Annotated in this window: 22 protein-coding genes; 11 read left to right on the top strand and 11 right to left on the bottom strand. The window is 52.7% G+C overall.

Features of this window, described 5'->3' with window-relative positions:
• Positions 1 to 119 precede the first annotated feature (119 nt).
• On the bottom strand, positions 120 to 623 hold the full coding sequence (gene dps / locus BZK41_RS00605; RefSeq protein WP_003035253.1) for a DNA starvation/stationary phase protection protein Dps: 504 nt from the start codon (positions 621 to 623) through the stop codon (positions 120 to 122).
• Positions 624 to 926: 303 nt separating this feature from the next.
• Positions 927 to 1,814, bottom strand: a complete 888-nt coding sequence (gene rhtA, locus BZK41_RS00600; protein ID WP_008784209.1) for a threonine/homoserine exporter RhtA — start codon at positions 1,812 to 1,814, stop codon at positions 927 to 929.
• Positions 1,815 to 2,225: 411 nt separating this feature from the next.
• Between rhtA and ompX the strand changes: the two genes are divergently transcribed.
• Entirely contained in the window at positions 2,226 to 2,741 is a 516-nt protein-coding gene (gene ompX / locus BZK41_RS00595) for an outer membrane protein OmpX (RefSeq protein ID WP_003035257.1), read from the top strand.
• Positions 2,742 to 2,860: 119 nt separating this feature from the next.
• Here the strand turns inward: ompX and BZK41_RS00590 are convergent, their stop codons facing one another.
• Both BZK41_RS00590 and mntS read right to left on the bottom strand, forming a co-directional pair.
• Positions 2,861 to 4,441 (bottom strand): phosphoethanolamine transferase, encoded by a 1,581-nt coding sequence (locus tag BZK41_RS00590; protein WP_079936838.1) that lies wholly within the window; start codon positions 4,439 to 4,441, stop codon positions 2,861 to 2,863.
• Positions 4,442 to 4,717: 276 nt separating this feature from the next.
• Positions 4,718 to 4,846, bottom strand: coding sequence for a manganase accumulation protein MntS (gene mntS / locus BZK41_RS00585; protein WP_003831584.1), 129 nt, complete (start codon positions 4,844 to 4,846; stop codon positions 4,718 to 4,720).
• Positions 4,847 to 5,032: 186 nt separating this feature from the next.
• On the opposite strand from mntS, the gene mntR reads away from it, so the two are divergent.
• Positions 5,033 to 5,506, top strand: a complete 474-nt coding sequence (gene mntR / locus BZK41_RS00580) for a manganese-binding transcriptional regulator MntR (protein WP_003831586.1) — start codon at positions 5,033 to 5,035, stop codon at positions 5,504 to 5,506.
• Positions 5,503 to 6,615, top strand: a complete 1,113-nt coding sequence (locus tag BZK41_RS00575) for an anion transporter (RefSeq protein ID WP_079936837.1) — start codon at positions 5,503 to 5,505, stop codon at positions 6,613 to 6,615. The genes mntR and BZK41_RS00575 overlap by 4 nt, the downstream gene beginning before the upstream one ends.
• A 64-nt stretch (positions 6,616 to 6,679) precedes the next feature.
• On the opposite strand, the gene ldtB is transcribed toward BZK41_RS00575, so the two are convergent.
• Positions 6,680 to 7,600 carry a L,D-transpeptidase gene (gene ldtB / locus BZK41_RS00570; protein ID WP_079937011.1) on the bottom strand — a complete coding sequence of 307 codons (921 nt, stop codon included), beginning with the start codon at positions 7,598 to 7,600 and terminating at the stop codon, positions 6,680 to 6,682.
• 232 nt (positions 7,601 to 7,832) lie between these two features.
• Between ldtB and BZK41_RS00565 the strand changes: the two genes are divergently transcribed.
• The gene (locus BZK41_RS00565; RefSeq protein ID WP_008784214.1) at positions 7,833 to 9,425 is read left to right on the top strand and encodes an ABC-F family ATPase; all 1,593 of its coding nucleotides are present in this window, start codon (positions 7,833 to 7,835) and stop codon (positions 9,423 to 9,425) included.
• A gap of 78 nt (positions 9,426 to 9,503) precedes the next feature.
• Here BZK41_RS00565 and BZK41_RS00560 read toward each other — a convergent pair whose 3' ends face one another.
• The 4 genes from BZK41_RS00560 to BZK41_RS00545 all read right to left on the bottom strand — a co-directional run bounded on the left by BZK41_RS00560 (position 9,504) and on the right by BZK41_RS00545 (position 15,296).
• A complete protein-coding gene (locus BZK41_RS00560) occupies positions 9,504 to 10,766 on the bottom strand; it encodes a DUF1479 domain-containing protein (protein ID WP_079936836.1) in 1,263 nt (420 codons plus the stop codon).
• A gap of 152 nt (positions 10,767 to 10,918) precedes the next feature.
• Positions 10,919 to 11,734 carry a Cof-type HAD-IIB family hydrolase gene (locus BZK41_RS00555; RefSeq protein WP_079936835.1) on the bottom strand — a complete coding sequence of 272 codons (816 nt, stop codon included), beginning with the start codon at positions 11,732 to 11,734 and terminating at the stop codon, positions 10,919 to 10,921.
• Positions 11,735 to 11,958: 224 nt separating this feature from the next.
• Positions 11,959 to 14,391 (bottom strand): glycyl radical protein, encoded by a 2,433-nt coding sequence (locus BZK41_RS00550; RefSeq protein ID WP_079936834.1) that lies wholly within the window; start codon positions 14,389 to 14,391, stop codon positions 11,959 to 11,961.
• 5 nt (positions 14,392 to 14,396) lie between these two features.
• Entirely contained in the window at positions 14,397 to 15,296 is a 900-nt protein-coding gene (locus tag BZK41_RS00545; protein ID WP_079936833.1) for a glycyl-radical enzyme activating protein, read from the bottom strand.
• A 132-nt stretch (positions 15,297 to 15,428) separates the two neighbouring features.
• Here BZK41_RS00545 and fsa point away from each other — a divergent pair, with 132 nt between their 5' ends.
• Complete coding sequence (gene fsa, locus BZK41_RS00540) at positions 15,429 to 16,091, top strand: fructose-6-phosphate aldolase (RefSeq protein ID WP_003836983.1); 663 nt, start codon at positions 15,429 to 15,431, stop codon at positions 16,089 to 16,091.
• 86 nt (positions 16,092 to 16,177) lie between these two features.
• On the opposite strand, the gene moeB is transcribed toward fsa, so the two are convergent.
• Positions 16,178 to 16,927 carry a molybdopterin-synthase adenylyltransferase MoeB gene (moeB, locus tag BZK41_RS00535; protein ID WP_079936832.1) on the bottom strand — a complete coding sequence of 250 codons (750 nt, stop codon included), beginning with the start codon at positions 16,925 to 16,927 and terminating at the stop codon, positions 16,178 to 16,180.
• The gene (moeA, locus tag BZK41_RS00530; protein ID WP_079936831.1) at positions 16,927 to 18,162 is read right to left on the bottom strand and encodes a molybdopterin molybdotransferase MoeA; all 1,236 of its coding nucleotides are present in this window, start codon (positions 18,160 to 18,162) and stop codon (positions 16,927 to 16,929) included. Before moeA ends, moeB begins: the two co-directional genes overlap by 1 nt.
• 175 nt (positions 18,163 to 18,337) lie before the next feature.
• Between moeA and BZK41_RS00525 the strand changes: the two genes are divergently transcribed.
• The 6 genes from BZK41_RS00525 (at position 18,338) to gsiD (ending at position 25,588) form a co-directional block, all read left to right on the top strand.
• Complete coding sequence (locus BZK41_RS00525) at positions 18,338 to 19,126, top strand: aminoglycoside adenylyltransferase family protein (RefSeq protein ID WP_079936830.1); 789 nt, start codon at positions 18,338 to 18,340, stop codon at positions 19,124 to 19,126.
• A gap of 190 nt (positions 19,127 to 19,316) precedes the next feature.
• Positions 19,317 to 20,282 carry a beta-aspartyl-peptidase gene (gene iaaA, locus BZK41_RS00520; RefSeq protein WP_079936829.1) on the top strand — a complete coding sequence of 322 codons (966 nt, stop codon included), beginning with the start codon at positions 19,317 to 19,319 and terminating at the stop codon, positions 20,280 to 20,282.
• Complete coding sequence (gene gsiA / locus BZK41_RS00515) at positions 20,269 to 22,140, top strand: glutathione ABC transporter ATP-binding protein GsiA (protein WP_079936828.1); 1,872 nt, start codon at positions 20,269 to 20,271, stop codon at positions 22,138 to 22,140. The genes iaaA and gsiA overlap by 14 nt, the downstream gene beginning before the upstream one ends.
• A gap of 28 nt (positions 22,141 to 22,168) precedes the next feature.
• Positions 22,169 to 23,707, top strand: a complete 1,539-nt coding sequence (gene gsiB, locus BZK41_RS00510; protein ID WP_079936827.1) for a glutathione ABC transporter substrate-binding protein GsiB — start codon at positions 22,169 to 22,171, stop codon at positions 23,705 to 23,707.
• Positions 23,708 to 23,753: 46 nt separating this feature from the next.
• Complete coding sequence (gene gsiC, locus BZK41_RS00505) at positions 23,754 to 24,674, top strand: glutathione ABC transporter permease GsiC (protein WP_048235754.1); 921 nt, start codon at positions 23,754 to 23,756, stop codon at positions 24,672 to 24,674.
• A gap of 2 nt (positions 24,675 to 24,676) precedes the next feature.
• Positions 24,677 to 25,588, top strand: coding sequence for a glutathione ABC transporter permease GsiD (gene gsiD, locus BZK41_RS00500; RefSeq protein ID WP_079936826.1), 912 nt, complete (start codon positions 24,677 to 24,679; stop codon positions 25,586 to 25,588).
• Positions 25,589 to 25,632: the final 44 nt, after the last annotated feature.

The following is a 25,632-nucleotide window of genomic DNA, read 5'->3' as shown; positions in this document are numbered from 1 at the left end:
TGTGAGGTGATTATTACAAATAATTTACTTTGGAGTGACGAATGATCAATGTTATGCACCATAGATGTGCAAAACCCCCGCCGGAGCGAGGGTTATATAGGTAATTCTTATGTCTGCTGTTACTCAATGTTGGCTTCGATAAACCACAGGAATTTATCGAGGTCGCGAGACGCTGCGGTAAAGATATCCGCGGTATCTTCGTCTTTTGCTTCGCTAATAGCTTTACGCACGCTGTTTGCAACTACGGCATAACGTTCGGCCAGCTCTTTTAAGTGGTCCTGTACGCTATGGATATCCAGCGGGTAACTTTTCAGAGGCGTTTTGCTATTAATAACCTGAGTTGTGCCCAGTGCCACACCGCCCAACTGTACGGCGCGTTCAGCCATGGTGTCGAGGTGATCGGTCAGAGCTGTACGGAAGCCATCCAGCATTTCATGTACCGCAATGAAGTTTGCGCCGCGCATGTTCCAGTGAGCCTGTTTGGTGATCAATGACAGGTCAATGAACTGGATTACTTGCTGATTCAGCAGTTCTACGGTCGCTTTCTTTTCGCTATCAGACACATCGTTGCGGGTATAAAGGAGGGCGGATGCTTTTGTTTTTACCAGTTTCGCGGTACTCATATTTTCATATCCTCTTGATATTTATGTCCCAACTCTTCAACGGAATTAAGTATAGCGCTAAATTTTGATTTTTGTTTCCGGTGTTGCCTATCACTTTAATAGCGAAGAAGAGGGTGAATATAAAATATCGTATAAAATCAATGTAATGAGTGTTTTGTTACTTGCGTGGTGTTATTTTTATGTTAATTTTGAGATTAAATGAAATATGCGGATGAGAAAATTATATTTATTAGAATTATTATCACGCAGGTTTACAGTTGGATATTCTGCATGATTATGCAAACCATGCAGAATATTACGTGGTTAATTCACGTCGACTTGTTTTATTTGTGGTTCTTTACGAATAGTGAGCGTAGAGCCCATTGATGCGACGATAATGGCGCCCAGAGCGAGCGTCTGGATAAGCGTCAGCGTTTCACCGAGGAAGATCATTCCAGAAACCGCTGCCAGCGCGGGTTCCATGCTCATCAATGTACCGAAAGTACGCGTAGGCAGGCGCGTCAACGCAATCATTTCCAGTGAATAGGGAAGCGCAGTTGAGAGGACTGCAATGGCCAGGCCTAATGGCAGAATGGACCAGTGCCACAGGGCATCTCCGGCCTGGAGTGCGCCGATGGGTACAAATACCAGTGCTGCAATGAATGACCCTACCGCGACGGTTGCCGGACCGTGTTCCGCCCCGGCTCGCTGCCCGGTAAGAATATAGATGGCCCAGCAGGCGCCAGCCCCCAGCGCCAGCGCTGCGCCGGTTAAATCCACGTGAGAAACGTCCTGACCTAACGGCAGCAGGAACCAAAGCCCGAGTACTGCCAACGCAACCCAAATGAAATCCACCGGGCGTCGGGATGAAAACAGCGCTACCGCGAGCGGGCCGGTAAATTCCAGCGCCACGGCGATTCCCAGTGGGACGGTTTGGATAGACAGGTAGAAAAGGTAGTTCATCCCGCCCAGAGACAGGCCATAAAACAGTAGCGGCAGGCGTTGTTCTTTGGCGAACCGTAAACGCCAGGGCTTAAAGAAAGCGATAAGAATGAGCGTGCCCAGCGCAAGGCGCAGCGCGGTAACGCCCGGCGCACCGACGAGTGGGAACAAAGATTTTGCCAGTGATGCTCCGCTTTGAATGGAGGACATAGCAATAAGCAAAACCAAAATAGGCAACCAGACTGGCGCTTTACGTGACAACCCCGGCATCCTTTCTCCTGTCAAATGATGATTACACGTCTCCATCTGTGCCACGCTTCAGCATTGTTACGACGCAGATGACCTTATGTATAGAAAAGTAAAACAGCGAGTGTAATGGAATTACGCTCAACTGGTTGAGTATTCGTTGAAAAAAAAATTGCTCAGTTCCGTACAATGGCATGAAAATGATGGATTAATAATCTGTGTGATTAGGAATGTTCTGGATGAATGTGCCATATTGTGCGCGCAATAATGGTATTTTCAGTTGAAAAAGTGATGTTAATTGAAAGAGATAGCGGGTTTTTGAAACGTTCTGTTACATGAAAGACCCCGTTAGACATCGCGAATCGCAAAGAGTTTCCCATCAATTTTTGGTATATTTAAAACTTAAGATTTACTTGAAGCACATTTGAGGTGGTTATGAAAAAAATTGCATGTCTTTCAGCACTGGCCGCTGTTCTGGCTTTCTCCGCAGGTACTGCTGTAGCTGCTACTTCTACCGTTACCGGTGGTTACGCTCAGAGCGATGCTCAGGGCGCAGCGAACAAAATGAACGGTTTCAACCTGAAGTATCGTTACGAGCAGGACAACAACCCGCTGGGTGTTATCGGTTCCTTCACTTACACTGAAAAAGATCGTACCGATGCTTCTGGCGACTACAACAAAACCCAGTACTACGGCATCACTGCTGGTCCGGCTTACCGTCTGAATGACTGGGCAAGCATCTACGGCGTAGTGGGTGTTGGTTACGGTAAATTCCAGAACGCAGCATCCCCGGCTGACAACCACACCACCAGCGACTACGGTTTCTCTTACGGTGCTGGTCTGCAGTTCAACCCGATCGAAAACGTTGCTCTGGACTTCTCCTACGAGCAGAGCCGTATTCGTAGCGTTGACGTTGGCACCTGGATCGCTGGCGTGGGTTACCGCTTCTAATCACTTCGGTGATATGAAAAATCCGCCTATTGGGGCGGATTTTTTTTGCCTGTAATCCCGGAAGGAAGTTCGTCGAGATCGGATAAGACACAGTGCGTCTTATCCGGTTTACAAGAGTATTATTTGGTTGAGAAAATATCGGTACCCAGATGGTTGTAGTCCACCTTCTGCAGTTTGAAGTTGGTGATGTACACCGGCCCGGCCTTTTTCTCTGAGATAAAGCGGTAGCTGTTGGTGATTTCTTTTGCGCTGATCCCTGTCCACTGCGAGAAAAAGCTGAGGAAATCATTGGCGGAGCGACGGGCTTTAATCACCCGATGCGCTTTATCATCACTCGACAGCACCATGAAAGGCACCTGGAAATTCTGCTGAAACTGATCGTCATGCGCCAGGTACTGCACCTCTTTTCCCCGCTCTTTAAACGCGAGTCCATGATCGGAGAAATAGACCATAGAGAAGCTGGTACCGCTGTTACGTAACTGCTCGTAAAGCTGGCGCAGCAGGTCATCCGTCTGCGTCATGGTGTACAGATAGCAAGATGTCTCTTTTGACTGGACGAAAGTCTCGTATTTACCCTGCGTTCGGTCACAGGCCTGCGGATGCGAGCCCATTAAATGCAGTACGATGAGCTGTGGCTGAGTGCGCTCGGTTGCCAGCACCTGGGCAGTCATCTTCAACAGCGCTTCGTCACGGGTATTTTTATCCGCTTCGAAGTCACCGCTTTTGAGGAACTGAACTTCATCAGCTCGCTTCGCAATACTGGCGATGGCCGTATCGTATTCACCAATCTGTCCCTGATTGGAAAACCACCATGTCTGGAAACCTGCACGGTTAGCCAGGGTGACAAAGTTATCCTGGAACTGGGGTTTATTATCCACCACCCGATTAAGCGTTAAGCCAAGCGATTTTTGCGTTGAACCGCTGGCGGCAATGTAATCCGCGAAGAAATAACCGTTAACGGAACTGGCAAACGGGGTGTTATCCCAGTGACCGCCAAACGCGCCTAACGCATCGCGGCGTGCGCTTTCGCCGATCACCACGACATAGGTGTGATACTTCGGTTTAACGGCGGTTACCGTCCAGCTGTCTTTCACGCTCGACAGTTTCGCCATACGCTCTTGTTCGTCGAGCACTTCGTTGTTATTGACGATAACGTCCTTGGCAAAGCGGAAAACCGGATAGCCAGTATCTTTCAGCTTGAACACGCCGCCCCAGGCCAGGTTTTGTACCGGGGTAACAAAGAATGCGACAACGCTAAACAGCAAACAAATGCTGTCGAATTTATTCCAGTTTCGCTGTTGTATTTCTTTTTTACGGCGTACGGCGATAACACCAAGAGCAAAAATAAATACCCCAACCAGATAACTGTACCAGGGGAAGATAGTCAGGATCTCGGTTGACTCTTCCATATTGGTTGAGTGCAGCGCCAGCAAGGTATTGAAGTTCGGTGAGCCGTAAGCCTGGCCGAACGGAAAGTACATTGCCGCAATGAGTGAGCAAATACCAATCAGCGCTTTCTGCGCGCGCGGCGCGCTACGCCACAGCAGCATCAATATACAGGTGAAAGCAACGCTATAGAGCAGGCTAAGCGGGTAGCCCAGTGCAAGGTTGATCAGCAGAGACTGTAAGAAATAGAGGCCAGTCCACGGACTAATTGCCCGGCTACGAGCAATGATTGAATCTTTGAGGGTTAAATTCATATGCCACTGTTACAAAAACGCCATGTGCTTACCCTGGCGCTAAGGGTCATTGCCTGCCTGAGAGAGCGAGAAGAGGGATAGGGTCCGCATCCGCGAGCCGCAATATACGCAGGGCTGCGAAAAGATAGAGTGTGCGCAAGAGAAGGTCAACTACTACAAAGAAATTGTTTTGCGAGGGACGTGGCAAAACTGACAAAAAGAAGGGTTATTGAGACGAAAACCACCACCGTACCCGAATGACGGTAGGAAAATGAAGCGGCGTACCGCGACGCCGCATTATTTTTCTGAAGGTTTATCCTGCTCTGGTTTGCTGTTAATCATGTCACACAGCATAGAGATCAGCATCAACCGTACTTTAAAGGGAGAGTGGCTAAACACGCGTATACACCTCTTAAATTCATTCATGTAAACCTCCTGACTTCACGATCCCATCAGTCCTTGAGGGATGTCTTTATTATATACAGATATAGCACAGGCTATATTATATAGCTATTGCTAAAACGTTAATTTTTTGTGCCTACGCAACTCTGGTTTACAATGAGCGCTCTCTAATCAGATGCCGTTAACGCGTCACAGTAACGAGGAAGCAGAATGAGTCGTCGCGCAGGAATGCCAACAACAAAAAAAGTGACGCAATTGGTGAATGTCGAAGAACACGTTGAAGGGTTTCGTCAGGTCCGGGAGGCGCATCGCCGTGAACTGATTGATGACTACGTAGAGCTGATTTCCGATCTCATTATTGAGGTGGGTGAAGCGCGCCAGGTGGATATGGCCGCGCGACTTGGGGTTTCCCAGCCGACGGTTGCCAAAATGCTTAAGCGCCTTGCTTCAGTCGGATTGATTGAAATGATCCCCTGGCGTGGGGTGTTTTTAACTGCAGAAGGTGAACGACTGGCCCAGGAGAGCCGGGAACGTCATCAGATTGTGGAAAACTTCCTGTTGATGTTAGGCATCAGCCCGGAAATTGCCCGTCGCGACGCGGAGGGGATGGAGCATCACGTCAGTAAGGAAACGCTGGAGGCTTTTAGCCGGTTTACGCAACAGCAAGGAACTGGCTCTGAATGAGTTTTCCTTTACTGCGTGCCTTACAGCGCGACCGCTTTTTCCAGTTATTAATCATCGTCGGGGTTGTACTAAGCCTGTTCACGCCATTTACGCCCCGGTCGTGGCCAGGGGCGATTGACTGGCACACGATCATTACGCTTAGCGGTCTGATGTTACTGACCAAAGGCGTGGAGCTAAGCGGTTATTTCGATGTGTTAGGGCGCAAGATGACCCGCCGCTTCAAAACAGAGCGCCAGTTGGCGATATTTATGGTGCTGGCGGCGGCGGCGTTGTTGTCGACGTTTCTGACCAACGACGTTGCGTTGTTTATTGTTGTTCCGCTAACCATCACCCTGAAAAAATTATGTGCCATTCCGGTGAATCGCCTGATTATCTTTGAGGCGCTGGCGGTAAACGCCGGATCGTTGCTCACGCCAATAGGCAATCCACAAAACATTCTGATGTGGGGACGCTCAGGCTTATCGTTTACCGCGTTTACCTGGCAAATGGCGCCGCTTGCGGGGGCCATGATGCTGACGCTGGTGGTGCTGTGCTGGTTCAGTTTCCCGCATAAAGCGTTGCACTATCATACCGGTACGCGCGCGCCTGACTGGCAACCGCGCCTGGTATGGAGCTGTCTGGCGTTGTATATCATTTTCCTGGCGGCGCTGGAGTTAAAGCAAGAGCTGTGGGGCCTGGCGATTGTGGCGGCAGGTTTCATGGTGCTGGCTCGCCGCGTGATCCTCAGCGTGGACTGGACGTTGCTGTTGGTGTTTATGGCGATGTTCATTGATGTGCATTTGCTGACGCAGCTCCCGGCCTTGCAGGGGATTACCCACCAGATTGGCACGCTCTCAGCGCCGGGGCTTTGGTTAACCGCCATTGGCTTGTCGCAGTTTATCAGTAATGTGCCCAGTACGATTTTACTGCTGAACTACGTCCCGCCAACGCTGCTGTTAGCCTGGGCGGTCAATGTGGGCGGCTTTGGTCTGTTGCCGGGATCGCTGGCGAATCTCATTGCGTTACGGATGGCAAACGATCGACGGATCTGGTGGCGTTTTCATTGGTATTCGGTACCGATGCTGATATGGGCGGCGCTGGTGGGGTATGGTTTGTTGTTATTAATGTAATAGCGGCATTGAGGCAATAAAAAAGGCGGATGAATCATCCGCCTTTTTCGTTTTAGGTATGTGCTTAGTTCAGACGAACCGGCATACCTGAACGGTTCTGTACCGCCTGCTCAACGACGGCCTGATCGACATCAGACTGGCCGGTGATGCTGGTAATGCTCTTGTTCAGGGTAATCGGTACGATTTCTCCGCCTTCGAACTGTGCTTCAGTCGTAGACAGCGGGTTATGTACTTCGATGTAACGGCTGCCGTCTGGTTCGGTAGTGGCTTTTACCGGCTCATCAATAAACTGTACACGGGTGCCGACCGGCACATTTTCAAACAGGAATTTGATGTCGTCGTTACGCAGACGCACGCAACCGTGGCTGACACGTAAGCCAACGCCGAAGTTAGCATTGGTGCCATGGATTGCGTACAGGCGGCCGATATACAGCGCGTACAGTCCCATCGGGTTATCCGGACCCGCCGGAACAACGGCTGGCAGCGGCTCGCCTGCAGCGCGGTATTCCGCGTGCATTTTCGCCGTCGGTGTCCAGGTTGGGCCCGCTTTTTTACGTTCTACTTTGGTGGTCCAGTTGATTGGCGTGTCTTTGCCCAACTGGCCGATACCGATCGGCAGAACAATTACGGTGTTGGTGCCTTTCGGGTAGTAGTACAGGCGCATTTCAGCGCTGTTGATAACAATACCTTCATGCACGGTATCCGGCAGGATCAACTGCTGAGGAATGTTCAGCACGGTGCCGCCTTTCGGCAGGAAGGTATCCACGCCCGGGTTGGCTTCCAGCATGTTAGACAGACCCATCTGATACTCTGCCGCATAATACTCCAGCGGTTGGGTGTTGCCTTCAGGAATAGTAATGACCTGGTTTTGGCCAATCAAACGGCTACCATCAGTCGGCAGCGGGTACGTGACGGCTGAAGCGGTATTACAAAAACCAACTATTGCGAGTGCCGCCGCGAAAAGCGTTGTTAATTTCATATTCATATTCATGTATGCGAGATTCAGTGCCAGGCAGGCTAGTGGGTTGAGATTTATGTAGTGTTGGGCACGCATTATATGTGCAATCTGAGCAACAAGGAATTCGGATGTGTACTAAATCACATTTTTTTCCTTTTGGTTTCACTTTTACCCTTCCGCATGAAGACGCGATCTTCTTGCAGACTTATGGCATAATAAGCGGTTTGTCACATATTTCTTTCTCTTTCAGGATACGCCAGTGTTAGTTTCCAGCAACGTCACCATGCAGTTCGGCAGTAAGCCGCTGTTTGAAAATATTTCCGTCAAATTTGGCGGCGGCAACCGTTACGGCCTGATTGGCGCGAACGGTAGCGGTAAATCCACTTTTATGAAAATTCTCGGCGGCGACCTCGAACCGACGCTGGGTAACGTTTCCCTCGATCCTAACGAGCGCATTGGTAAGCTGCGCCAGGATCAGTTCGCCTTTGAAGAGTTCACCGTGCTTGACACGGTGATCATGGGTCACGCTGAACTGTGGGAAGTGAAGCAGGAGCGCGATCGCATTTACGCTCTGGCTGAGATGAGCGAAGAAGACGGCTATAAAGTGGCTGACCTCGAAGTTCAGTATGGCGAAATGGACGGTTATTCTGCGGAAGCGCGTGCGGGTGAACTGCTGCTGGGCGTAGGTATTCCGGTAGAACAGCATTACGGCCCGATGAGCGAAGTTGCGCCCGGCTGGAAGCTGCGTGTGCTTCTGGCGCAGGCGCTGTTCTCTAACCCGGACATTCTGCTGCTCGACGAACCAACGAACAACCTGGATATCGACACCATCCGCTGGCTGGAGCAGACGCTGAACGAGCGTGACAGCACCATGATCATCATTTCGCACGACCGTCACTTCCTGAACATGGTCTGTACGCATATGGCGGATCTGGACTACGGTGAACTGCGTGTTTATCCGGGTAACTACGACGAATACATGACGGCGGCAACCCAGGCGCGTGAACGTCTGCTGGCCGATAACGCCAAGAAGAAAGCACAGATTGCCGATCTGCAATCCTTCGTCAGCCGCTTTAGCGCCAACGCGTCTAAATCTCGACAGGCGACTTCTCGTGCGCGTCAGATTGATAAGATTAAGCTCGACGAAGTGAAAGCGTCCAGCCGTCAGAACCCGTTCATCCGCTTCGAACAGGATAAGAAACTGTTCCGTAACGCGCTGGAAGTGGAAGCGCTGGCGAAAGGTTTTGATGAAGGCCCGCTGTTTAAAAACTTCAATCTGCTGCTGGAAGTAGGGGAGAAGGTTGCCATCATTGGTGCCAACGGCGTGGGTAAATCTACCATGCTGAAAACATTGGTTGGCGACTTGCAGCCGGACAACGGTACCGTTAAGTGGTCTGAAAACGCCCAGGTCGGTTACTACGCGCAGGATCACGAATACGAGTTCGAAAACGATCTGACCGTTTTCGAATGGATGAGTCAGTGGAAGCAGGAAGGCGACGATGAGCAGGTAGTACGTAGCTTCCTTGGCCGTCTGCTGTTCAGCCAGGACGATATCAAGAAACCTGCAAAAGTGCTTTCCGGTGGTGAAAAAGGACGCATGCTGTTCGGTAAGCTGATGATGCAGAAACCGAATATCCTGGTCATGGATGAACCAACCAACCACCTGGATATGGAATCTATCGAGTCGCTGAACATGGCGCTGGAAATGTACCAGGGCACGCTGATCTTCGTTTCTCACGACCGTGAGTTCGTCAGCTCGCTGGCAACCCGCGTGATTGAAATTACGCCGGAACGTGTAATTGACTTCACCGGTAACTACGAAGATTACCTGCGTAGCAAAGGCGTCGAATAAGTCTCCCGTCCTTCTCGTGTTACAGGTGTGATGGTTGCACCTGTAACACGAGATACTTAGGGATAAGGGTATATAAAATCAAACAATCCCCAGCGCGCGTTTACCGTGGATATTCAAATCCTCCAGCGTGAAGCGTCCTTCCCAGTTAGTTTCGTAATCCTCCCGCGGGAAATCACCCGGCGACGCGCCTTTTTCCAGTGCGGCCTTCACTTTGTGGGCGTAAGCCAGATTCTTTTCGCACATTGGGGCGGCAGGGATGTACATCACGTTACCCCAGCCCTGCTGATTTTCCACCGGTGCGACGGAGTGGATCACATCACAGTGCCACCAGACGGAGTCTCCGGCGTCCAGTTGTGGAATGCTGGTTAACGCTTCAATCAGCAGCGGATGCCATTGTGCGGAAATTGGCAGCACTCGGCCAGGCGCTACGCCGCAAAGTTCATCTTCCGGCACATCGTCAAGCAATGGGCGTAACAGCACATACGCCATCGCTTCAGGAATTGGGACTACGTGCAACAATCCCTGACCTGGCAGCATATCGGACAGTGCAGTCCAGCCCTGGAAGGTACGGAATACCGAACATTTGGTGGTGTTATCCACCGTGTACTCTTCTACTTCAGTGCGATGTGCCGCCTGCCACGGATCGTAATCTTCCAGCTTGCCATTGAAAACATGGGCAAAGACCTGCTGATATGCCGGAAGAAGCCAGCGTTCCAGCGCGCCGGAATCCGTGTGCGCGCCCAGCCCTTTGGACGTAGTTCCCGGCGGTCGACGGCGAATACGGTCAGGGTAAATAACGCTGACATCCGGGTTAAACCATTGTTTACCATCGCTTGTAAAGGTCCACAAACGATTGAGGAACGACTGGGCATTGGCCATTTCTTCACTCTGGCGGGCCTGCATCTGCGCCTGGGACCAGTAGATGGGGTAGATTTCAGGCCGTGATGCGCTCAGAGTACCGAAGAAATTATCGCCGGGTCCTTTATAGACGTCGTCAAAGTGGTTGCGGTCCAGATAGTCCAGCATTGAGCTGTCCCAGCCGAGAGCCTGTTCGCGAGGGAAATGACCTTTAATGACTGCGCATCCGCGACGCTTAATTTCTTCACGCTGCTCTGCATTTACGTGGCCCGCTTTGATATCTGCATAAGATATCACTGGCCATACAGGGGCTCCCTGCGCTTTGAGGGCGTTGATTTCCGCCACGCGGGTGGCGATAGCGTCGCTCAACTGATTGAAGATCAACTGAACATCCCCAAGCTGTGCCCGCAGTTGCTGTTTCATCTGCCGGATTGCCGCTTTGTGATCGGCGGGCAGCGTGTCGCTGGTAAAAGTAAAAGCCATATCCACCTCGCATTAACTTTCATTCGAAACTAATTTAACTTACAGATGATAATATAAGTTAAAATTTAGTTAACGCAAGTTTAAAATTTGATGGAGTGAGCAAAATAGAAAAGGAGTGAAAACCGGGATGAGGGATACCCCGGTTGGCAGGATTAGACGTTAAAGGGGGAAGTGTTATCCAGCACTGCCTGAATTACGTTCAGCGCGCCCTGATGGTTGTTGTCGTCGGTCTGAAAGCGGGCAATCGCTTTGATACTCTCTGCCGCGTTGGCCATGGCGAAAGAGTAGTGCGCCATTTTCAGCATTTCCGCGTCGTTGCCGCTATCGCCAATGGCGACTACGTTTTGCGGTGACAGGTTCCAGCGCTTAAGCAGGCGGCTGATCCCGTTGGCTTTATGTAAGCCCGGAATGATCAGATCGATAAACCCGAAGCCGCTGGTGACGGGCTTCATAATGCCATCCAGCGCAGCATGCAGGTGATCGATAACCAGTGGGATTTGTTGGTCCGGTAAATTTAGCGAGAACTTGAACAGCACATCGTCGATATCCTGATAATCCTTTACGGGCTTCAGGCGATGGTAGTGTTTTGACATCAACGCGACAAAGGACTCCGGCGCATTTTCGCTAACGTAAGCGCTTTGCAGCCCACAAGCCACAAAGTTGAGCTGCTTATCTTTTAGTAGTTCACCAATGACAATACGGGACTCGTGGCGGGTTAGCTCGCCGTGAAACAGCTGTTTGCCATGTTCAAAAACTAACGCCCCATTCTCGGCGACAAAGGAAATTTCCTCTTTGAGCTCCGGGAAAAAGGAGATCAGCTGGTAATACTGGTTGCCGCTGGCCACGACAAATTCAATATTTCGTTTTTTCAGTTCCTGATACTGCGCCATAAAACGTGCACGATCGTATTTCTTGGCGTCGTCGAGAAAAGTTCCGTCCATATCGGTGACGATAACTTTGATGGTCATAAAGATAGGCTCCTGGCGATTACTGCAACCAGAAACATTCTAATAACAATGTGACCTGTAGCACAAATTTAATTTCGAATGAAAGTAAAAAGCCGGGTGGTAGCTTCGCCTTACCCGGCTAAGGGGAGAGTCGTTGTAGGCCGGATAAGCGTCAGCGCATCCGGCAATGGGGAGGGTAGCGTGCCGGATGGCTGTGTGGAATCTCATCCGGCCAACAATATTGCTTACAGCATATGTTCAGTACGCGCGATGATGTCGTCTTGCGCATCCGGAGACAGCGCGGTGAAGAAAGCGGAATAGCCTGCTACACGGACCACCAGGTCACGATATTGATCCGGGTGTTTTTTGGCCTCCAGCAGCGTTTCACGGGAGACGATGTTGTACTGAATATGCCAGCCTTTGTGCTCTTCAAAGAAGGTGCGCAGCAGGATCATCAGCTTTTGCTTATCGGATTCATTTTCCAGCGTGGCCGGATTGAGCTTCTGATTTAACAGCACGCCGCCGAGAATCGAACCGGTCGGCAGTTTACCCACCGAGCCAATTACCGCTGTTGGACCGAGATGGTCCGTACCGGAAGCCGGGCTGGCGCCTTCTGCCAGTGGAGTGTGCGCTTTACGGCCATCCGGCGTTGCCATCGTTGCTGCGCCGAACGGCACGTTTGCTGAGATAGACGAGGTACCGGCGTAGTAATTGCCGCCAACCGGGCCACGTCCGTAACGCGGATTATGATACTGTTTCAGTTCATCGATATAGGTCTGATAAGCGCGGGCCAGCAGCGTATCAACGCTATCGTCATCGTTGCCGTATTTCGGCGCGCCGTTGATTAGTCGTTGGCGTAACTGCTCATGGGTCAGACCGTCAAAATCATCGGCCAGCGCAGCGGCCAGTTGTTGTTGACCGATAGCGCCCTGTTCAAAGACCAGTTTCTTCACTGCTGCCAGGCTGTTACCGAGGTTGGCAATACCCACCTGCAAACCTGATACCCAGTCGTATTTCGCGCCGCCTTGCTTAATGCTTTTCGCCCGCTCAATGCAGTCGTCTACCAGCGCGGAGCACAGAATATCGTGCACGTTCTCTTCCAGCATGGTGTCGACGACATACTCAATTTCGATGGATTTACGCGTGTAGTAGCGGATCTGCGTATCCCATGCTTCCATTACTTCGTCGAAATTGTTGAAGTTACCAGCCGAGAGCGCTTTTTCCTGTGGCAGAAAGACTTTGCCGCTGGTGGCATCGCGCCCACCTTCCAGTGCCGCCAGCATCACGCGGGCAAAGTTAATAAAGCTCATGCCGGTGCAACGGTAGCCCCATTTCCCGCCAACGGCGGTTTCGATACACCCAATGGCCGCATAGTCATAGGCATCCTGAGGTTCAATGCCCAGCTTAATGAATTCTGGTATGACGATTTCATCGTTGTTAAAGGCAGGCATCCCGAAGCCGCAGCGGATCACCTGCACGCAGGCATCCAGGAAGTCATTACTCATCCCTGCGTGATAACGCACGCTCAGGTTTGGCTGCGTAGAACGCAGACGGCCGCAGGACTCCAGAATCGCGTAGGAGAGCGGGTTGACGGCATCCATCGGCTGGCCGTTAACCAGATTTTGACCACCAATGGTCACGTTCTGATACAGCGGGCTGCCCGCTGAGGCTTTCGAATGGGAGCCGGAGCGGATTTTGTTCACTTCCAGCAGTTTCAGCCAGCAGCTGTGCAGCAGCTCAATGGCGTGCTCGCGATCCAGACTCTGGTTCAGTTCGACGTCGCGACGATAGAACGGGTAGAGGTATTGATCCATACGACCAAACGAAACCGAGTGACCGTTTGATTCAATTTGCAGGATCAGCTGGATGAAATAGCACAACTGCAACGCCTGCCAGAACGTTTTCGGCGGCTCATGGGCGATCACATCGCAGTTTTCCGCCATGGTCAGCAGTTCATCTCGACGGCTGGTGCGGGTTTCCGTGGACGCCATTTTACGCGCCAGCGCGGCAAAGCGCTCAATGTGCAGACTGACGGCTTCCAGCACGATATCAATCGCTTTCAGGAACTGATCGCCATGGAGATCGTCCAGACACGTCAGATTGATACGGGAGCGACGTTCATCAACTTTGTGACGCAGACCATCAAGACCTTTTTCCAGCAGCAGCGGGAAGTTTACCGCCAGGTGTGCATCGCCGGAGGTCATGTTACCTTCGGCTTTGATAATGCCGGTTTCCAGCAGCCCTTTCTGTTCGTCGGTAAACATCCCGTAGCAGCGATCCTGCACGGTCTGACCACGCCACCATGGGCACACCTCGTGCAACACGCGTTTGTTCTCTTCGCTTACCGCAAAGCCTGCACCTGGTCTGTCGGCGAGGTCGTCGATCTCTTTTTCAATCCAGGAGACGGTGTATTCCGGGAAGATAGGCGCGGCACGCACTTCGCTTGCCTGGTTACCAATGATCAGTTCGTCATGTTTGATCCAGATGGTGCGTTCCGCCAGATGATGGGCCAGTGCCAGTGCGCGACGTACCGGGATAGGCTTATCCAGGTGTTGCTGATACATCTCGGTATAGTGCTGGGCGCGCTCGGTACAAACCGGCGGCTTCACGATGTGGATCAGGGCCGTTTTATGCGCTTTGATACGGTCGCTGAGAGTGTCCAGTTTCAGAGTGGTCATGGCGATTATCCTCGTAGGGTCGCGGTTAAACCTTTAAGGCTGGCGTACTGCTGGGCAAATTCGAGCAGTGCTGGCGCATCAAGTGGTTTATCCGGTGCGTTGTAGGGTTGACTGAGTAAGTGGTATTTGTTGATGCCAAGGGTGTGATAGGGCAAAAAATGGATCTCACCGACGTGAAGCTCATCGGCGGCAAAATCGGTAATGGCCTGAATAGCGGCTTCGTCTGCGTTGAATCCCTGAATCAGCGGCACACGGATGATCATTTTTTTACCGGCAGCGGCCAGTTTTTTTAGATTTTCCAGTACACGAGAGGCGCTGCCATCGGTCCACTGTTTAAACGGCGCATCGGCTACATGTTTTAAATCAGCCAGGAACAGATCGATGTAAGACAGTGACGGTTCAATATACTTCCACGGGACATGCAGGCAGGTTTCCACCGCGGTATGAATGCCTGCGTCGTGGCTGGCTTTGAGCAAAGCCGCTGCCAGCTCTGGCTGCATAAACGGTTCACCGCCGGACAGGGTGAGGCCTCCGCCACTGCGGTCGTAAAACGGTTTATCTCGCAATACGGTCGCCATGATATCGTCCACGCTTTTTACCTCTCCACAGACGGTTAACGCCTGAGTCGGACAGCAGTCGGTCAGCGCAGTGAGAGCGTCATCGGTCAGTTTTTCGCGATGAATCAGTAATCCGCCCAGCGCCCGTTCAATCACCGCGGGTGCTGCCTGAGCACAGAGATCGCAACCGTCGAGGCACAAACGCGCGTCATAAAGCAGGTCCTGCGTGCGGGCGCGGCTTTCCGGATTCTGGCACCACCGACAGCCCAGGGAGCATCCCTTAAGGAACACCACGGTACGAATACCGGGACCATCATGCGTGGAATAGCGCTGGATATTGAAAATCATAAGTGGCCTCATTTCTTTCATATAAAGATTAAATTACTTTCGAATGAAAGTTATATTGACATGCGTCAACTAACCGTGAGGTTTCGCCGTGCTACTTTTTATTCATGCTAATTATTCGTTTGAGGAAAGGTTATGGAACTCTATTTAGATACGTCTGATGTTGATGCGGTAAAAGCTCTGGCGCGCATTTTCCCGCTGGCAGGGGTGACCACTAACCCGAGCATTGTGGCGGCAGGGAATCAGACGCTGGAAGTACTACTGCCACAACTGCAGGAAGCGATGGGAGGGCAAGGCCGTCTGTTTGCTCAGGTGATGGCGACCACTGCCGAAGGGATGGTCAGCGATGCGCGTAAGCTGCGGGCAATCATTGCTGATATCGTGGTCAAAGTGCCGGTGACAGCAGAAGGCCTGGCGGCTATAAAATTGCTCAAAGAAGAAGGGATCCCGACGTTGGGTACTGCGGTATACGGTGCAGCTCAAGGGTTATTAGCTGCTCTGGCGGGTGCGGAATACGTTGCGCCATACGTTAACCGCGTGGATGCGCAAGGAGGGGATGGCATTCAGACGGTGACTGACCTGCAGACGTTACTGAAAATGCATGCCCCGCACGCCAAAGTACTGGCAGCCAGTTTTAAAACGCCGCGTCAGGCGCTGGATTGTCTGCTGGCGGGCTGCGAGTCCATCACGCTACCGCTGGACGTTGCTCAGCAGATGATTAGCTCTCCGGCGGTTGACGCTGCCGTCGCGAAGTTTGAGCATGACTGGCAGAGCGCATTTGGACGCACGTCAATCTGATGCTGTTGCCGGGTGGTGCTAACGCTTACCCGGTCTACGTTCGAGTCGTTGTAGGTCGGGTAAGGCGAAGCCGCCACCCGACTTTTTTACCGACTACAAACCTCACACCCCGGGTTGCGCATCAGCTTCATTTCGCGAAACTGGCAGGTCATGGCATCGTACATGACGATTTTTCCGGATGCCGGTTTACCGTAGTTTGCCAGCAGCTTAATGGCCTCCATTGCCTGTAACGATCCGATCACGCCGATCAGCGGGGCCATCACTCCGGCTTCTACGCAGGTCAGGGCATTTTCACCGAACAGACGACTCAGGCAACGGTAGCAGGGCTCTCCTTCCTGATATGTAAATACGGTAATTTGCCCTTCCATGCGAATTGCCGCACCGGAAACCAGCGGAACTCTGGCGGCAAAACATCCGGCATTCAGCTGATTGCGGATGCTGATGTTATCCGTACAGTCCAGCACCAAATCGTGTTCGGCAATAAGCGCGTGAATCTCGCTATCGTCAAGCAGCGCATTCACCGGCGTAATGGCGATATAAGGGTTAATCCGCGCTAGCGCATCACGGGCTGATAGCACTTTGGGTTGCCCTACGGTTGCATCGCTGTGCAGCGTCTGGCGTTGGAGGTTCGATACGGAGACCGTGTCAAAGTCGAGCAGGGTTAAATGCCCGACGCCAGCGCCCGCAAGGTACTGGGTTGCTGCGCATCCCAGTCCCCCCAGACCAACGACCAGTACCCGCGCATCTTTGAGCGCTTCCTGACCTTCGAAATCGAAGCCGCGCAGAATGATTTGCCGGTTATAGCGCATCATCTCCTGGTCGCTGAGTTCTGCCATTACAGGCCTCCAAACAGTGCGTTAAACGGCTCGACCTCAACCCATTCTCCGGCCTCAACGTTACCGCGATCGCGCTCCAGCACGATAAAGCAGTTGCCCTGGCTAAAGGAGCTAAAAATATGCGAGCCCTGGTGTCCAGTGGTGGTGACTTCCAGCTCGCCTTCCGCAGTACGCTGCAATACACCGCGCTGAAAATCCAGACGCCCTGGCGTTTTCTTCAGACGTGATGCGGTGCGCACGCGCTGGCGCGGAGGCAACCCACAGGCGGTGTTGCCGCTGAGTTTCGCCAGCAGCGGTTGCACCAGTTGATAAAAGGTGAGGGCCGCAGAAACCGGATTACCCGGCAGGCCACAAAACCAGCTGTTGCTCAGTTTACCAAACGCGAACGGTTTGCCGGGTTTAATGGCCAACTTCCAGAAGGCAATTTCTCCCAGCTCTTCCAGAATGGTTTTGGTGTAATCCGCTTCGCCTACCGAAACGCCACCAGAGCTGATGACGACGTCGGCCTGGCTGTCGGCTTCGATAAACGCGGCCCGCAGCGCGTTGGGATCGTCGCGAATAATTCCTAAGTTGATCACTTCGCAGCCCAACTGCTGCAGCATCAGGTGAACGGTCAGACGGTTTGTGTCATAAATCTGCCCGTCGCCCAGCGGCTGACCCGGCAGTTGCAGCTCATCACCGGTGGAGAACAACGCCACGCGAACTTTGCGAACGACCGGTACTTTGGCAATGCCGAGCGAGGCCAGAACAGGAAGCTCGGCGGTTGTCAGACGAGTTCCGGTAGGGAATACCACCGCGCCGTTTGCGATATCTTCGCCGCGCAGACGAATATTTTGTCCGCTGCGAACGTCGGCGGTAAAACTCACACCGTCGTCAGTTTGTTCCGTTTGCTCCTGCATCACCACGGCTTCACAACCGGCAGGCACCGGGGCACCGGTCATAATGCGGATGCAGGTTCCCGCAGGCCACTCGCCGTGGAATGGTTGACCAGCAAAGGCTTTGCCAGCCACCGCAAGAGGCTGGTCTGATTGTAAATCGGCTAATCGCACCGCATAGCCATCCATTGCCGAGTTATCGAATCCCGGCACATCAATCGGGGAGACGACGTCGGTGGCCAGAATGCGACCAAAGCATTGAACCAGCGGCAGCGTTTCGACGGCGGTGAGTGGGGTAATACGCGAAAGCATCTGAGAGAGAGCCGTTTCAAGCGGCATCAGTCCGGCGGTAAATTCCATGAGAAGACTCCTGCGGGGCAAAATCGAATCCGCTCATTATGTCAGAAAATGGACGCGGACAGTATGCTACCTCAGGCTTAGGATCAGATCTGATACAGGTTTTCTGCCAGAGAATAGCGCTACAGGAAAAATGCAGTATAGACTCATTATTTCTGCTTTTTCGCCAGGAGGCTAAATGTCTACGACTATCCCGGATTCAATTCGACGGCAGGTGAATGCCGCCAGTGCACTGATTGCGCGGATTATCGAGGGCGACTTGGTTGCTGTTCATTTGTATGGCTCTGCAGTTGAAGGTGGCTTAAAGCCCCAAAGCGATATCGATTTACTGGTTACCATTAGGCAGCCACTTAATACCCGGCAAAGAAAAGATCTGATGCAGGGTTTTCTGGAAATATCAGCACCGCCTGGCAGCGTTGATAGCTATCGGGTGCTGGAAGTGACCATCGTGGTCTATTCACAACTTGTACCCTGGCAATTCCCACCGTCAAGAGAAATGCAATTTGGCGAATGGTTGCGTGACGATATTCTCGCGGGAATTGTTGAACCGACACAGCTGGATCCTGATCTTGCCATTCTGCTGACCCAGGCCCGGCGCGCCAGCGTAGCGTTGTTCGGTGAACCCGCAGGGACGTTATTCAATGTCATCCCTTTTAGCGATGTCGTGCAAACATTTCGGCATATCCTTGATATGTGGCAGAAACCGGGCGATTTAGAGGGTGACGAGCGAAATATCATCCTTACTCTGGCGCGTATTTGGTACAGCGTAGTTACGGGCAATATTGTCGCTAAAGATGAAGCCGCCTCCTGGCTTATACCGCAATTACCCGTTGAGTATGCTGATACGCTGCAAGCTGCACGTGCGGAATACTTGGGATTAACCAAAAAAAACTGGGCTGCGTCTATGCCATCTGTTGAACGCTTTGTGTGTTATGCAAAAAAACAGATTACCGATAGGTTTAAATAATTTATTAATTACGTTTAGGGATCTCTTTTGCGTTAAACACATCTGCATGACCTGATGGGGCGAGTTGTAAGGCGTGAGCCTTTACCTTTACATGACGTCTGCATCTTTCTATATTCAAAAATCGAATCAATAAGTCACAGAAATTCTGATATTTATAACCCCGGTACCTGCCAGCTAATGGACGAAAAAAATGGGTAAAGCAGTCATTGCAATTCACGGCGGCGCAGGGGCTATCACCCGTTCGCAGCTGAGCCAGGAGCAAGAGTTGCGTTATATACAGGCGCTGTCGGATATCGTTGAAACCGGCCAGCGGATGCTTGAAGACGGTCGTAGCGCACTGGATGTCGTTACCGAAGCCGTACGTCTGCTGGAAGAGTGCCCGTTGTTTAATGCCGGAATTGGTGCGGTGTATACCCGTGATGAAACCCATGAACTGGATGCCTGCGTGATGGACGGTAACACGCTCAATGCGGGAGCCGTCGCCGGAGTCAGCCATTTACGCAATCCGATTCTCGCGGCGCGCCTGGTAATGGAACGCAGTCCACACGTCATGATGATAGGTGAAGGGGCTGAAAACTTTGCCATTGCGCAGGGTATGGAGCGCGTATCCGCGGATATTTTCTCGACGCCAGAACGCTACGCTCAACTATTGGCAGCGCGAGCTGAGGGTGAAACGGTGCTGGACCATAGCGCGAGCCCGCTGGATGAAAACAACAAAATGGGTACCGTGGGTGCGGTCGCGTTAGATATGTTTGGCAATCTGGCGGCAGCAACATCGACCGGCGGGATGACCAACAAATTACCGGGGCGGGTGGGCGACAGTCCGATGGTCGGCGCAGGCTGTTATGCCAATAATGCAAGTGTGGCAGTCTCCTGCACCGGAACCGGGGAAGTCTTTATTCGTGCGCTGGCGGCCTATGACATTGCGGCGTTGATGGACTATGGCGGTCTGAGTTTATCCGAAGCGTGTGAACGCGTAGTGATGGAAAAATTACCGGCGCTTGGCGGCAGTGGCGGTTTAATTGCTATCGATCATGAGGGCAACGTCGCCTTGCCGTTTAACAGCGAAGGCATGTACCGCGCCTGGGGATACGCAGGCGATACGCCAACCACCGGTATTTATCGGGAAAAAGGAGAGAGCGTTGCCACACAGTGATGAGCTTGATGCCAGCGACGTGCTGGCAGTCAGCAATCTGAATATTGCCTTTGAACAGGAGCAGCAGCGTGTCAGCGCAGTGCGCAATCTGTCATTTCGCCTGAAGCGTGGCGAAACGCTGGCGATTGTTGGTGAGTCCGGTTCAGGAAAGTCGGTAACGGCCTTGTCGCTGATGCGTCTGATTGAACAGGCAGGCGGCGAAGTCAGCTGCGATGAAATGCTGCTGCGACGCCGCAACCGGCAGGTTATTGAGCTGGGTGAACAGAGCGCATCGCAAATGCGTCACGTGCGCGGTGCGGATATCGCGATGATCTTCCAGGAGCCTATGACATCGCTCAATCCGGTGTTTACCGTGGGCGAGCAAATTGCCGAGTCAATCCGTTTGCACCAGGGTGCCAGTCACGAAGAGGCGATGGTAGAAGCGAAGCGAATGCTCGATCAGGTGCGTATCCCCGAGGCGAAGGCGATTTTATCGCGTTATCCACATCAGCTTTCCGGCGGTATGCGTCAGCGGGTGATGATCGCCATGGCACTGTCATGTCGCCCTGCGGTTTTAATTGCCGATGAGCCGACGACCGCGCTGGATGTCACCATTCAGGCGCAGATCCTGCAACTGATAAAAGTGTTGCAGCAGGATATGTCGATGGGCGTGATCTTCATTACCCACGATATGGGCGTTGTGGCGGATATTGCCGACCGCGTGCTGGTGATGTATCAAGGCGAGGCGGTAGAAACCGGCAGCGTTGAACAGATTTTTCACGCTCCCCAGCATCCCTATACCAAAGCGCTGTTGGCAGCCGTACCGCAGCTTGGGGCGATGAACGGGCATGATCTTCCGCGCCGTTTCCCGCTTATTTCATTGCAGGATCCCAGTCATGTAGAACCGCAGACTGAGCAGGACACCGTGGTTGAAGGCGAGCCTATTCTGCGGGTACGTAATTTGGTGACGCGTTTTCCTCTGCGCAGCGGCATTCTAAATCGCGTGACTCGCGAGGTGCATGCAGTGGAAAACGTCAGCTTTGACCTGTGGCCGGGAGAAACGCTCTCGCTGGTGGGGGAGTCGGGCTGCGGGAAATCCACCACCGGGCGGGCGCTGCTGCGCCTGGTTGAGTCTCAGCGTGGGGAAATCATTTTCAACGGACAACGTATTGATACCCTTGCTGCCAGCAAGTTACAGCCGCTGCGTCGGGATATTCAGTTTATCTTCCAGGATCCGTATGCCTCCCTCGATCCGCGTCAGACCGTGGGATATTCCATTCTGGAGCCGCTACGGGTACATGGGTTATTGCAGGGTGACGCGGGATCAAAACGGGTTGCATGGCTGTTGGAACGTGTAGGCTTGCTGCCTGAGCATGCCTGGCGCTATCCGCACGAGTTTTCCGGCGGTCAGCGTCAGCGTATCTGTATTGCACGTGCATTGGCGCTCAATCCCAAAGTGATTATTGCTGATGAATCTGTCTCGGCGCTGGATGTTTCAATTCGTGGGCAAATCATCAACCTGATGCTCGACCTGCAGCGAGAATTGGGTATCGCATACCTGTTTATTTCCCACGATATGGCGGTGGTGGAACGGATCAGTCACCGTGTGGCGGTGATGTATCTGGGACAGATCGTTGAGATAGGCACCCGGCGGGCGGTGTTTGAAAATCCGCAACATCCGTACACTCGCAAGCTGATGGCGGCAGTTCCGGTCGCCGATCCATCGCATCACCGTCCCCAGCGCGTGCTGTTGTCGGACGATATCCCCAGCAATATTCGCAAACGTGGCGAAGAGATTTCCCCCGTTTCGCTCCAGTTAGTTGGTCCGGGGCATTATGTTGCGCGTGGGCAACCAGAAAATGCGCTTTCGCGTTTATAACAGGCAGGCAGGGTTTAAGGAGAATAACATGACAAAAATTGTTGCTCGAAAATGGCTGGTTGCTGTGGGAGTGGCCTCTGCACTGGCTGCATCGCCTGGCTGGGCCGCCAAAGATGTGGTGGTGGCGGTGGGATCCAATTTCACGACGCTCGACCCCTATGACGCGAATGACACGTTGTCGCAGGCGGTAGCGAAGTCGTTTTATCAGGGGCTGTTTGGTCTTGATAAAGAAATGAAGCTGAAAAATGTGCTCGCGGAGAGTTATACGGTTTCTGATGATGGGCTGACCTATACCCTTAAGCTGCGCCAGGGTGTGAAATTTCAGGATGGTACTGACTTCAATGCCGATGCGGTAAAAGCTAACCTCGATCGGGCCAGTAACCCAGAAAACCATCTGAAACGCTACAACCTGTATAAGAATATCGATAAAACCGAAGTCGTCGATCCGTCGACGGTGAAGATTACCCTGAAACAGCCGTTCTCTGCCTTTATCAATATTCTGGCGCACCCGGCAACGGCGATGATTTCTCCCGCCGCGCTGGAGAAATACGGTAAGGAGATCGGTTTCCACCCTGTGGGGACCGGGCCGTATCAGCTTGATACCTGGAATCAGACAGATTTTGTGAAGGTTAAGAAGTTCGCAGGTTACTGGCAGCAGGGGCTGCCAAAGCTGGATACGATTACCTGGCGTCCGGTGACCGACAACAACACGCGTGCGGCCATGTTACAGACCGGGGAAGCGCAGTTTGCCTTCCCAATCCCTTACGAGCAGGCGGCGTTACTGGCGAAGAACAAAAACCTGGAACTGGTGGCCAGTCCGTCTATTATGCAGCGTTATATCAGCATGAACGTCACGCAAAAACCGTTCGACAACCCGAAGGTGCGTGAAGCGCTGAATTATGCCATCAACCGCCAGGCGCTGGTGAAAGTGGCTTTTGCCGGTTACGCGACGCCGGCAACCGGCGTTCTCCCACCGTCGATAGCCTATGCGCAAAGCTATACGCCATGGCCATACGACCCGGCGAAAGCGCGCGAACTGCTGAAAGAAGCAGGTTATCCGAACGGTTTTACCACCACGCTATGGTCTTCGCATAACCACAGTACCGCGCAGAAAGTGCTGCAATTTACCCAGCAGCAGCTGGCGCAGGTGGGTATTAAAGCTCAGGTAACAGCGATGGATGCCGGCCAGCGTGCGGCGGAAGTTGAAGGGAAAGCGCAGAAAGAGAGCGGGGTGCGGATGTTCTACACCGGCTGGTCTGCCTCTACGGGTGAAGCTGACTGGGCGTTGTCGCCGCTGTTTGCATCACAAAACTGGCCGCCGACTCTGTTTAACACGGCGTTCTATAGCAACAAACAGGTGGACAGTGATTTAGCGGCAGCGTTGCAAACCAACGATCCGGCGCAGAAAGCGAAGCTGTACAAGGATGCGCAGGATATTATCTGGAAAGAGTCGCCGTGGATCCCGCTGGTAGTGGAAAAACTGATTTCGGCGCACAGCACCAGGTTGACCGGATTCTGGATCATGCCGGATACCGGATTTAGCTTTGATGATGCGGATTTAAAATAAGCTATTCATTCGGCCCCGCAGCGTAGGGGCCGGCGAAGGGAGCGTGATGCTTAACTATGTTTTCAAGCGCCTGCTGGGGTTGATTCCAACTCTGTTGATTGTTGCGGTGCTGGTATTTTTATTTGTTCACCTGCTACCCGGCGATCCGGCCCGGCTGATTGCCGGGCCGGAAGCTGACGCCGAGGTGATTGAACTGGTGCGCAAGCAGCTGGGTCTGGATCAGCCGCTGCATGTTCAGTTCTGGCATTACATGACCAACGTGTTGCAAGGCGATTTTGGCACGTCGATGGTTTCTCGTCGTCCGGTTTCTGAAGAGATAGCCAGTCGTTTTATGCCATCACTATGGCTGACTATTGCCAGTATGGCGTGGGCGGTGTTATTTGGTATGACGGCGGGGATCATTGCTGCCGTATGGCGCAATCGCTGGCCGGACAGATTGAGCATGACGCTGGCGGTCACCGGGATCTCGTTCCCGGCGTTTGCGCTTGGCATGCTGCTGATGCAGATATTCTCCGTTGAGCTCGGTTGGTTACCCACCGTTGGCGCTGACACCTGGATGCACTATATCCTCCCGTCTATTACGCTGGGCGCGGCGGTGGCTGCGGTGTTAGCACGGTTTACTCGCGCCTCGTTCGTGGATGTGCTCAGCGAAGACTATATGCGCACCGCGCGGGCTAAAGGGGTGAGTGAAACCTGGGTGGTGTTAAAACATGGTCTGCGTAATGCGATGATCCCGGTTGTCACCATGATGGGGCTACAGTTTGGCTTTTTGCTCGGCGGCTCTATTGTGGTTGAGAAGGTGTTCAACTGGCCTGGGCTTGGGCGACTGTTGGTGGACTCCGTCGAAATGCGCGACTACCCGGTAATTCAGGCCGAGGTACTGTTGTTTTCTCTGGAATTTATTCTTATTAACTTAGTGGTGGATGTGCTCTACGCCGCCATTAATCCGGCTATCAGGTACAAGTAAGGATGCGATTTTTTAACTGGCGCCGACAGGCGATTTTAAATGCGATGCCTCTTGTTAAGCCAGAGCAGATACGCACACCGTGGCATGAGTTCTGGCGTCGTTTCCGTCGACAGCACATGGCGATGTTCGCTGGGCTGTTTGTATTGCTCCTGATCATGGTGGCGATTTTTGCCCGCTGGCTGACACCATTTGATGCCGAGAATTACTTCGATTATGACCGTTTGAATGATGGACCGTCGATGCTGCACTGGTTTGGCGTTGACTCACTGGGACGGGATATCTTTAGCCGCGTGCTGGTTGGCGCGCAAATCTCGCTGGCGGCAGGGGTCTTTGCCGTGTTTATTGGCGCGGCGATTGGCACGGTGCTGGGTCTGCTGGCGGGATACTACGAAGGTTGGTGGGATCGACTGATTATGCGAATCTGCGATGTGCTGTTCGCCTTTCCGGGGATATTGCTGGCGATAGCCGTGGTCGCCGTTCTGGGCAGCGGTATTGCTAACGTGATCATTGCCGTGGCCATTTTCTCCATTCCAGCCTTCGCGCGCCTGGTGCGCGGGAATACGCTGGTGCTGAAGCAACAGACGTTTATTGAGTCTGCGCGCAGTATTGGTGCCAGCGATGCGACCATCATCTTCAACCATATTCTGCCTGGAACGGTCTCATCGATCGTGGTCTTTTTTACCATGCGAATTGGTACGTCGATTATCTCTGCCGCGAGCTTGTCATTCCTGGGATTAGGCGCACAGCCGCCAACGCCTGAGTGGGGGGCAATGCTTAATGAAGCGCGCGCTGATATGGTGATCGCGCCGCACGTGGCGATTTTCCCGGCGGTAGCGATATTCCTGACGGTGCTGGCGTTTAACTTACTGGGAGACGGCCTGCGCGACGCGCTGGACCCGAAAATTAAAGGGTAAACCGTAGGCCGGATAAGACGTAACGCTTATCCGGCCTACGTTGG

The organism is Citrobacter sp. A316, from assembly GCF_002042945.1.
Classification (GTDB): domain Bacteria; phylum Pseudomonadota; class Gammaproteobacteria; order Enterobacterales; family Enterobacteriaceae; genus Citrobacter; species Citrobacter portucalensis.
The sequence above is the reverse complement of the archived record's forward strand: the minus strand, read 5'-3'. Positions and strand labels throughout refer to the sequence as shown.

Bases quoted from the DNA above. Each gene is read 5' to 3' on its own strand.
- gsiC (WP_048235754.1), top strand. From the start codon at position 23,754: ATGCTTAACTATGTTTTCAAGCGCCTGCTGGGGTTGATTCCAACTCTG.
- moeA (WP_079936831.1), bottom strand. From the start codon at position 18,162: ATGGAATTTACCGCCGGACTGATGCCGCTTGAAACGGCTCTCTCTCAG.
- BZK41_RS00560 (WP_079936836.1), bottom strand. From the start codon at position 10,766: ATGGCTTTTACTTTTACCAGCGACACGCTGCCCGCCGATCACAAAGCG.
- BZK41_RS00575 (WP_079936837.1), top strand. From the start codon at position 5,503: ATGAGTTTTCCTTTACTGCGTGCCTTACAGCGCGACCGCTTTTTCCAG.
- BZK41_RS00525 (WP_079936830.1), top strand. From the start codon at position 18,338: ATGTCTACGACTATCCCGGATTCAATTCGACGGCAGGTGAATGCCGCC.
- iaaA (WP_079936829.1), top strand. From the start codon at position 19,317: ATGGGTAAAGCAGTCATTGCAATTCACGGCGGCGCAGGGGCTATCACC.
- fsa (WP_003836983.1), top strand. From the start codon at position 15,429: ATGGAACTCTATTTAGATACGTCTGATGTTGATGCGGTAAAAGCTCTG.
- BZK41_RS00550 (WP_079936834.1), bottom strand. From the start codon at position 14,391: ATGACCACTCTGAAACTGGACACTCTCAGCGACCGTATCAAAGCGCAT.
- moeB (WP_079936832.1), bottom strand. From the start codon at position 16,927: ATGGCAGAACTCAGCGACCAGGAGATGATGCGCTATAACCGGCAAATC.
- mntR (WP_003831586.1), top strand. From the start codon at position 5,033: ATGAGTCGTCGCGCAGGAATGCCAACAACAAAAAAAGTGACGCAATTG.
- gsiD (WP_079936826.1), top strand. From the start codon at position 24,677: ATGCGATTTTTTAACTGGCGCCGACAGGCGATTTTAAATGCGATGCCT.
- rhtA (WP_008784209.1), bottom strand. From the start codon at position 1,814: ATGCCGGGGTTGTCACGTAAAGCGCCAGTCTGGTTGCCTATTTTGGTT.
- mntS (WP_003831584.1), bottom strand. From the start codon at position 4,846: ATGAATGAATTTAAGAGGTGTATACGCGTGTTTAGCCACTCTCCCTTT.
- BZK41_RS00545 (WP_079936833.1), bottom strand. From the start codon at position 15,296: ATGATTTTCAATATCCAGCGCTATTCCACGCATGATGGTCCCGGTATT.
- gsiB (WP_079936827.1), top strand. From the start codon at position 22,169: ATGACAAAAATTGTTGCTCGAAAATGGCTGGTTGCTGTGGGAGTGGCC.
- BZK41_RS00590 (WP_079936838.1), bottom strand. From the start codon at position 4,441: ATGAATTTAACCCTCAAAGATTCAATCATTGCTCGTAGCCGGGCAATT.
- ldtB (WP_079937011.1), bottom strand. From the start codon at position 7,600: ATGAATATGAAATTAACAACGCTTTTCGCGGCGGCACTCGCAATAGTT.
- dps (WP_003035253.1), bottom strand. From the start codon at position 623: ATGAGTACCGCGAAACTGGTAAAAACAAAAGCATCCGCCCTCCTTTAT.
- BZK41_RS00555 (WP_079936835.1), bottom strand. From the start codon at position 11,734: ATGACCATCAAAGTTATCGTCACCGATATGGACGGAACTTTTCTCGAC.
- ompX (WP_003035257.1), top strand. From the start codon at position 2,226: ATGAAAAAAATTGCATGTCTTTCAGCACTGGCCGCTGTTCTGGCTTTC.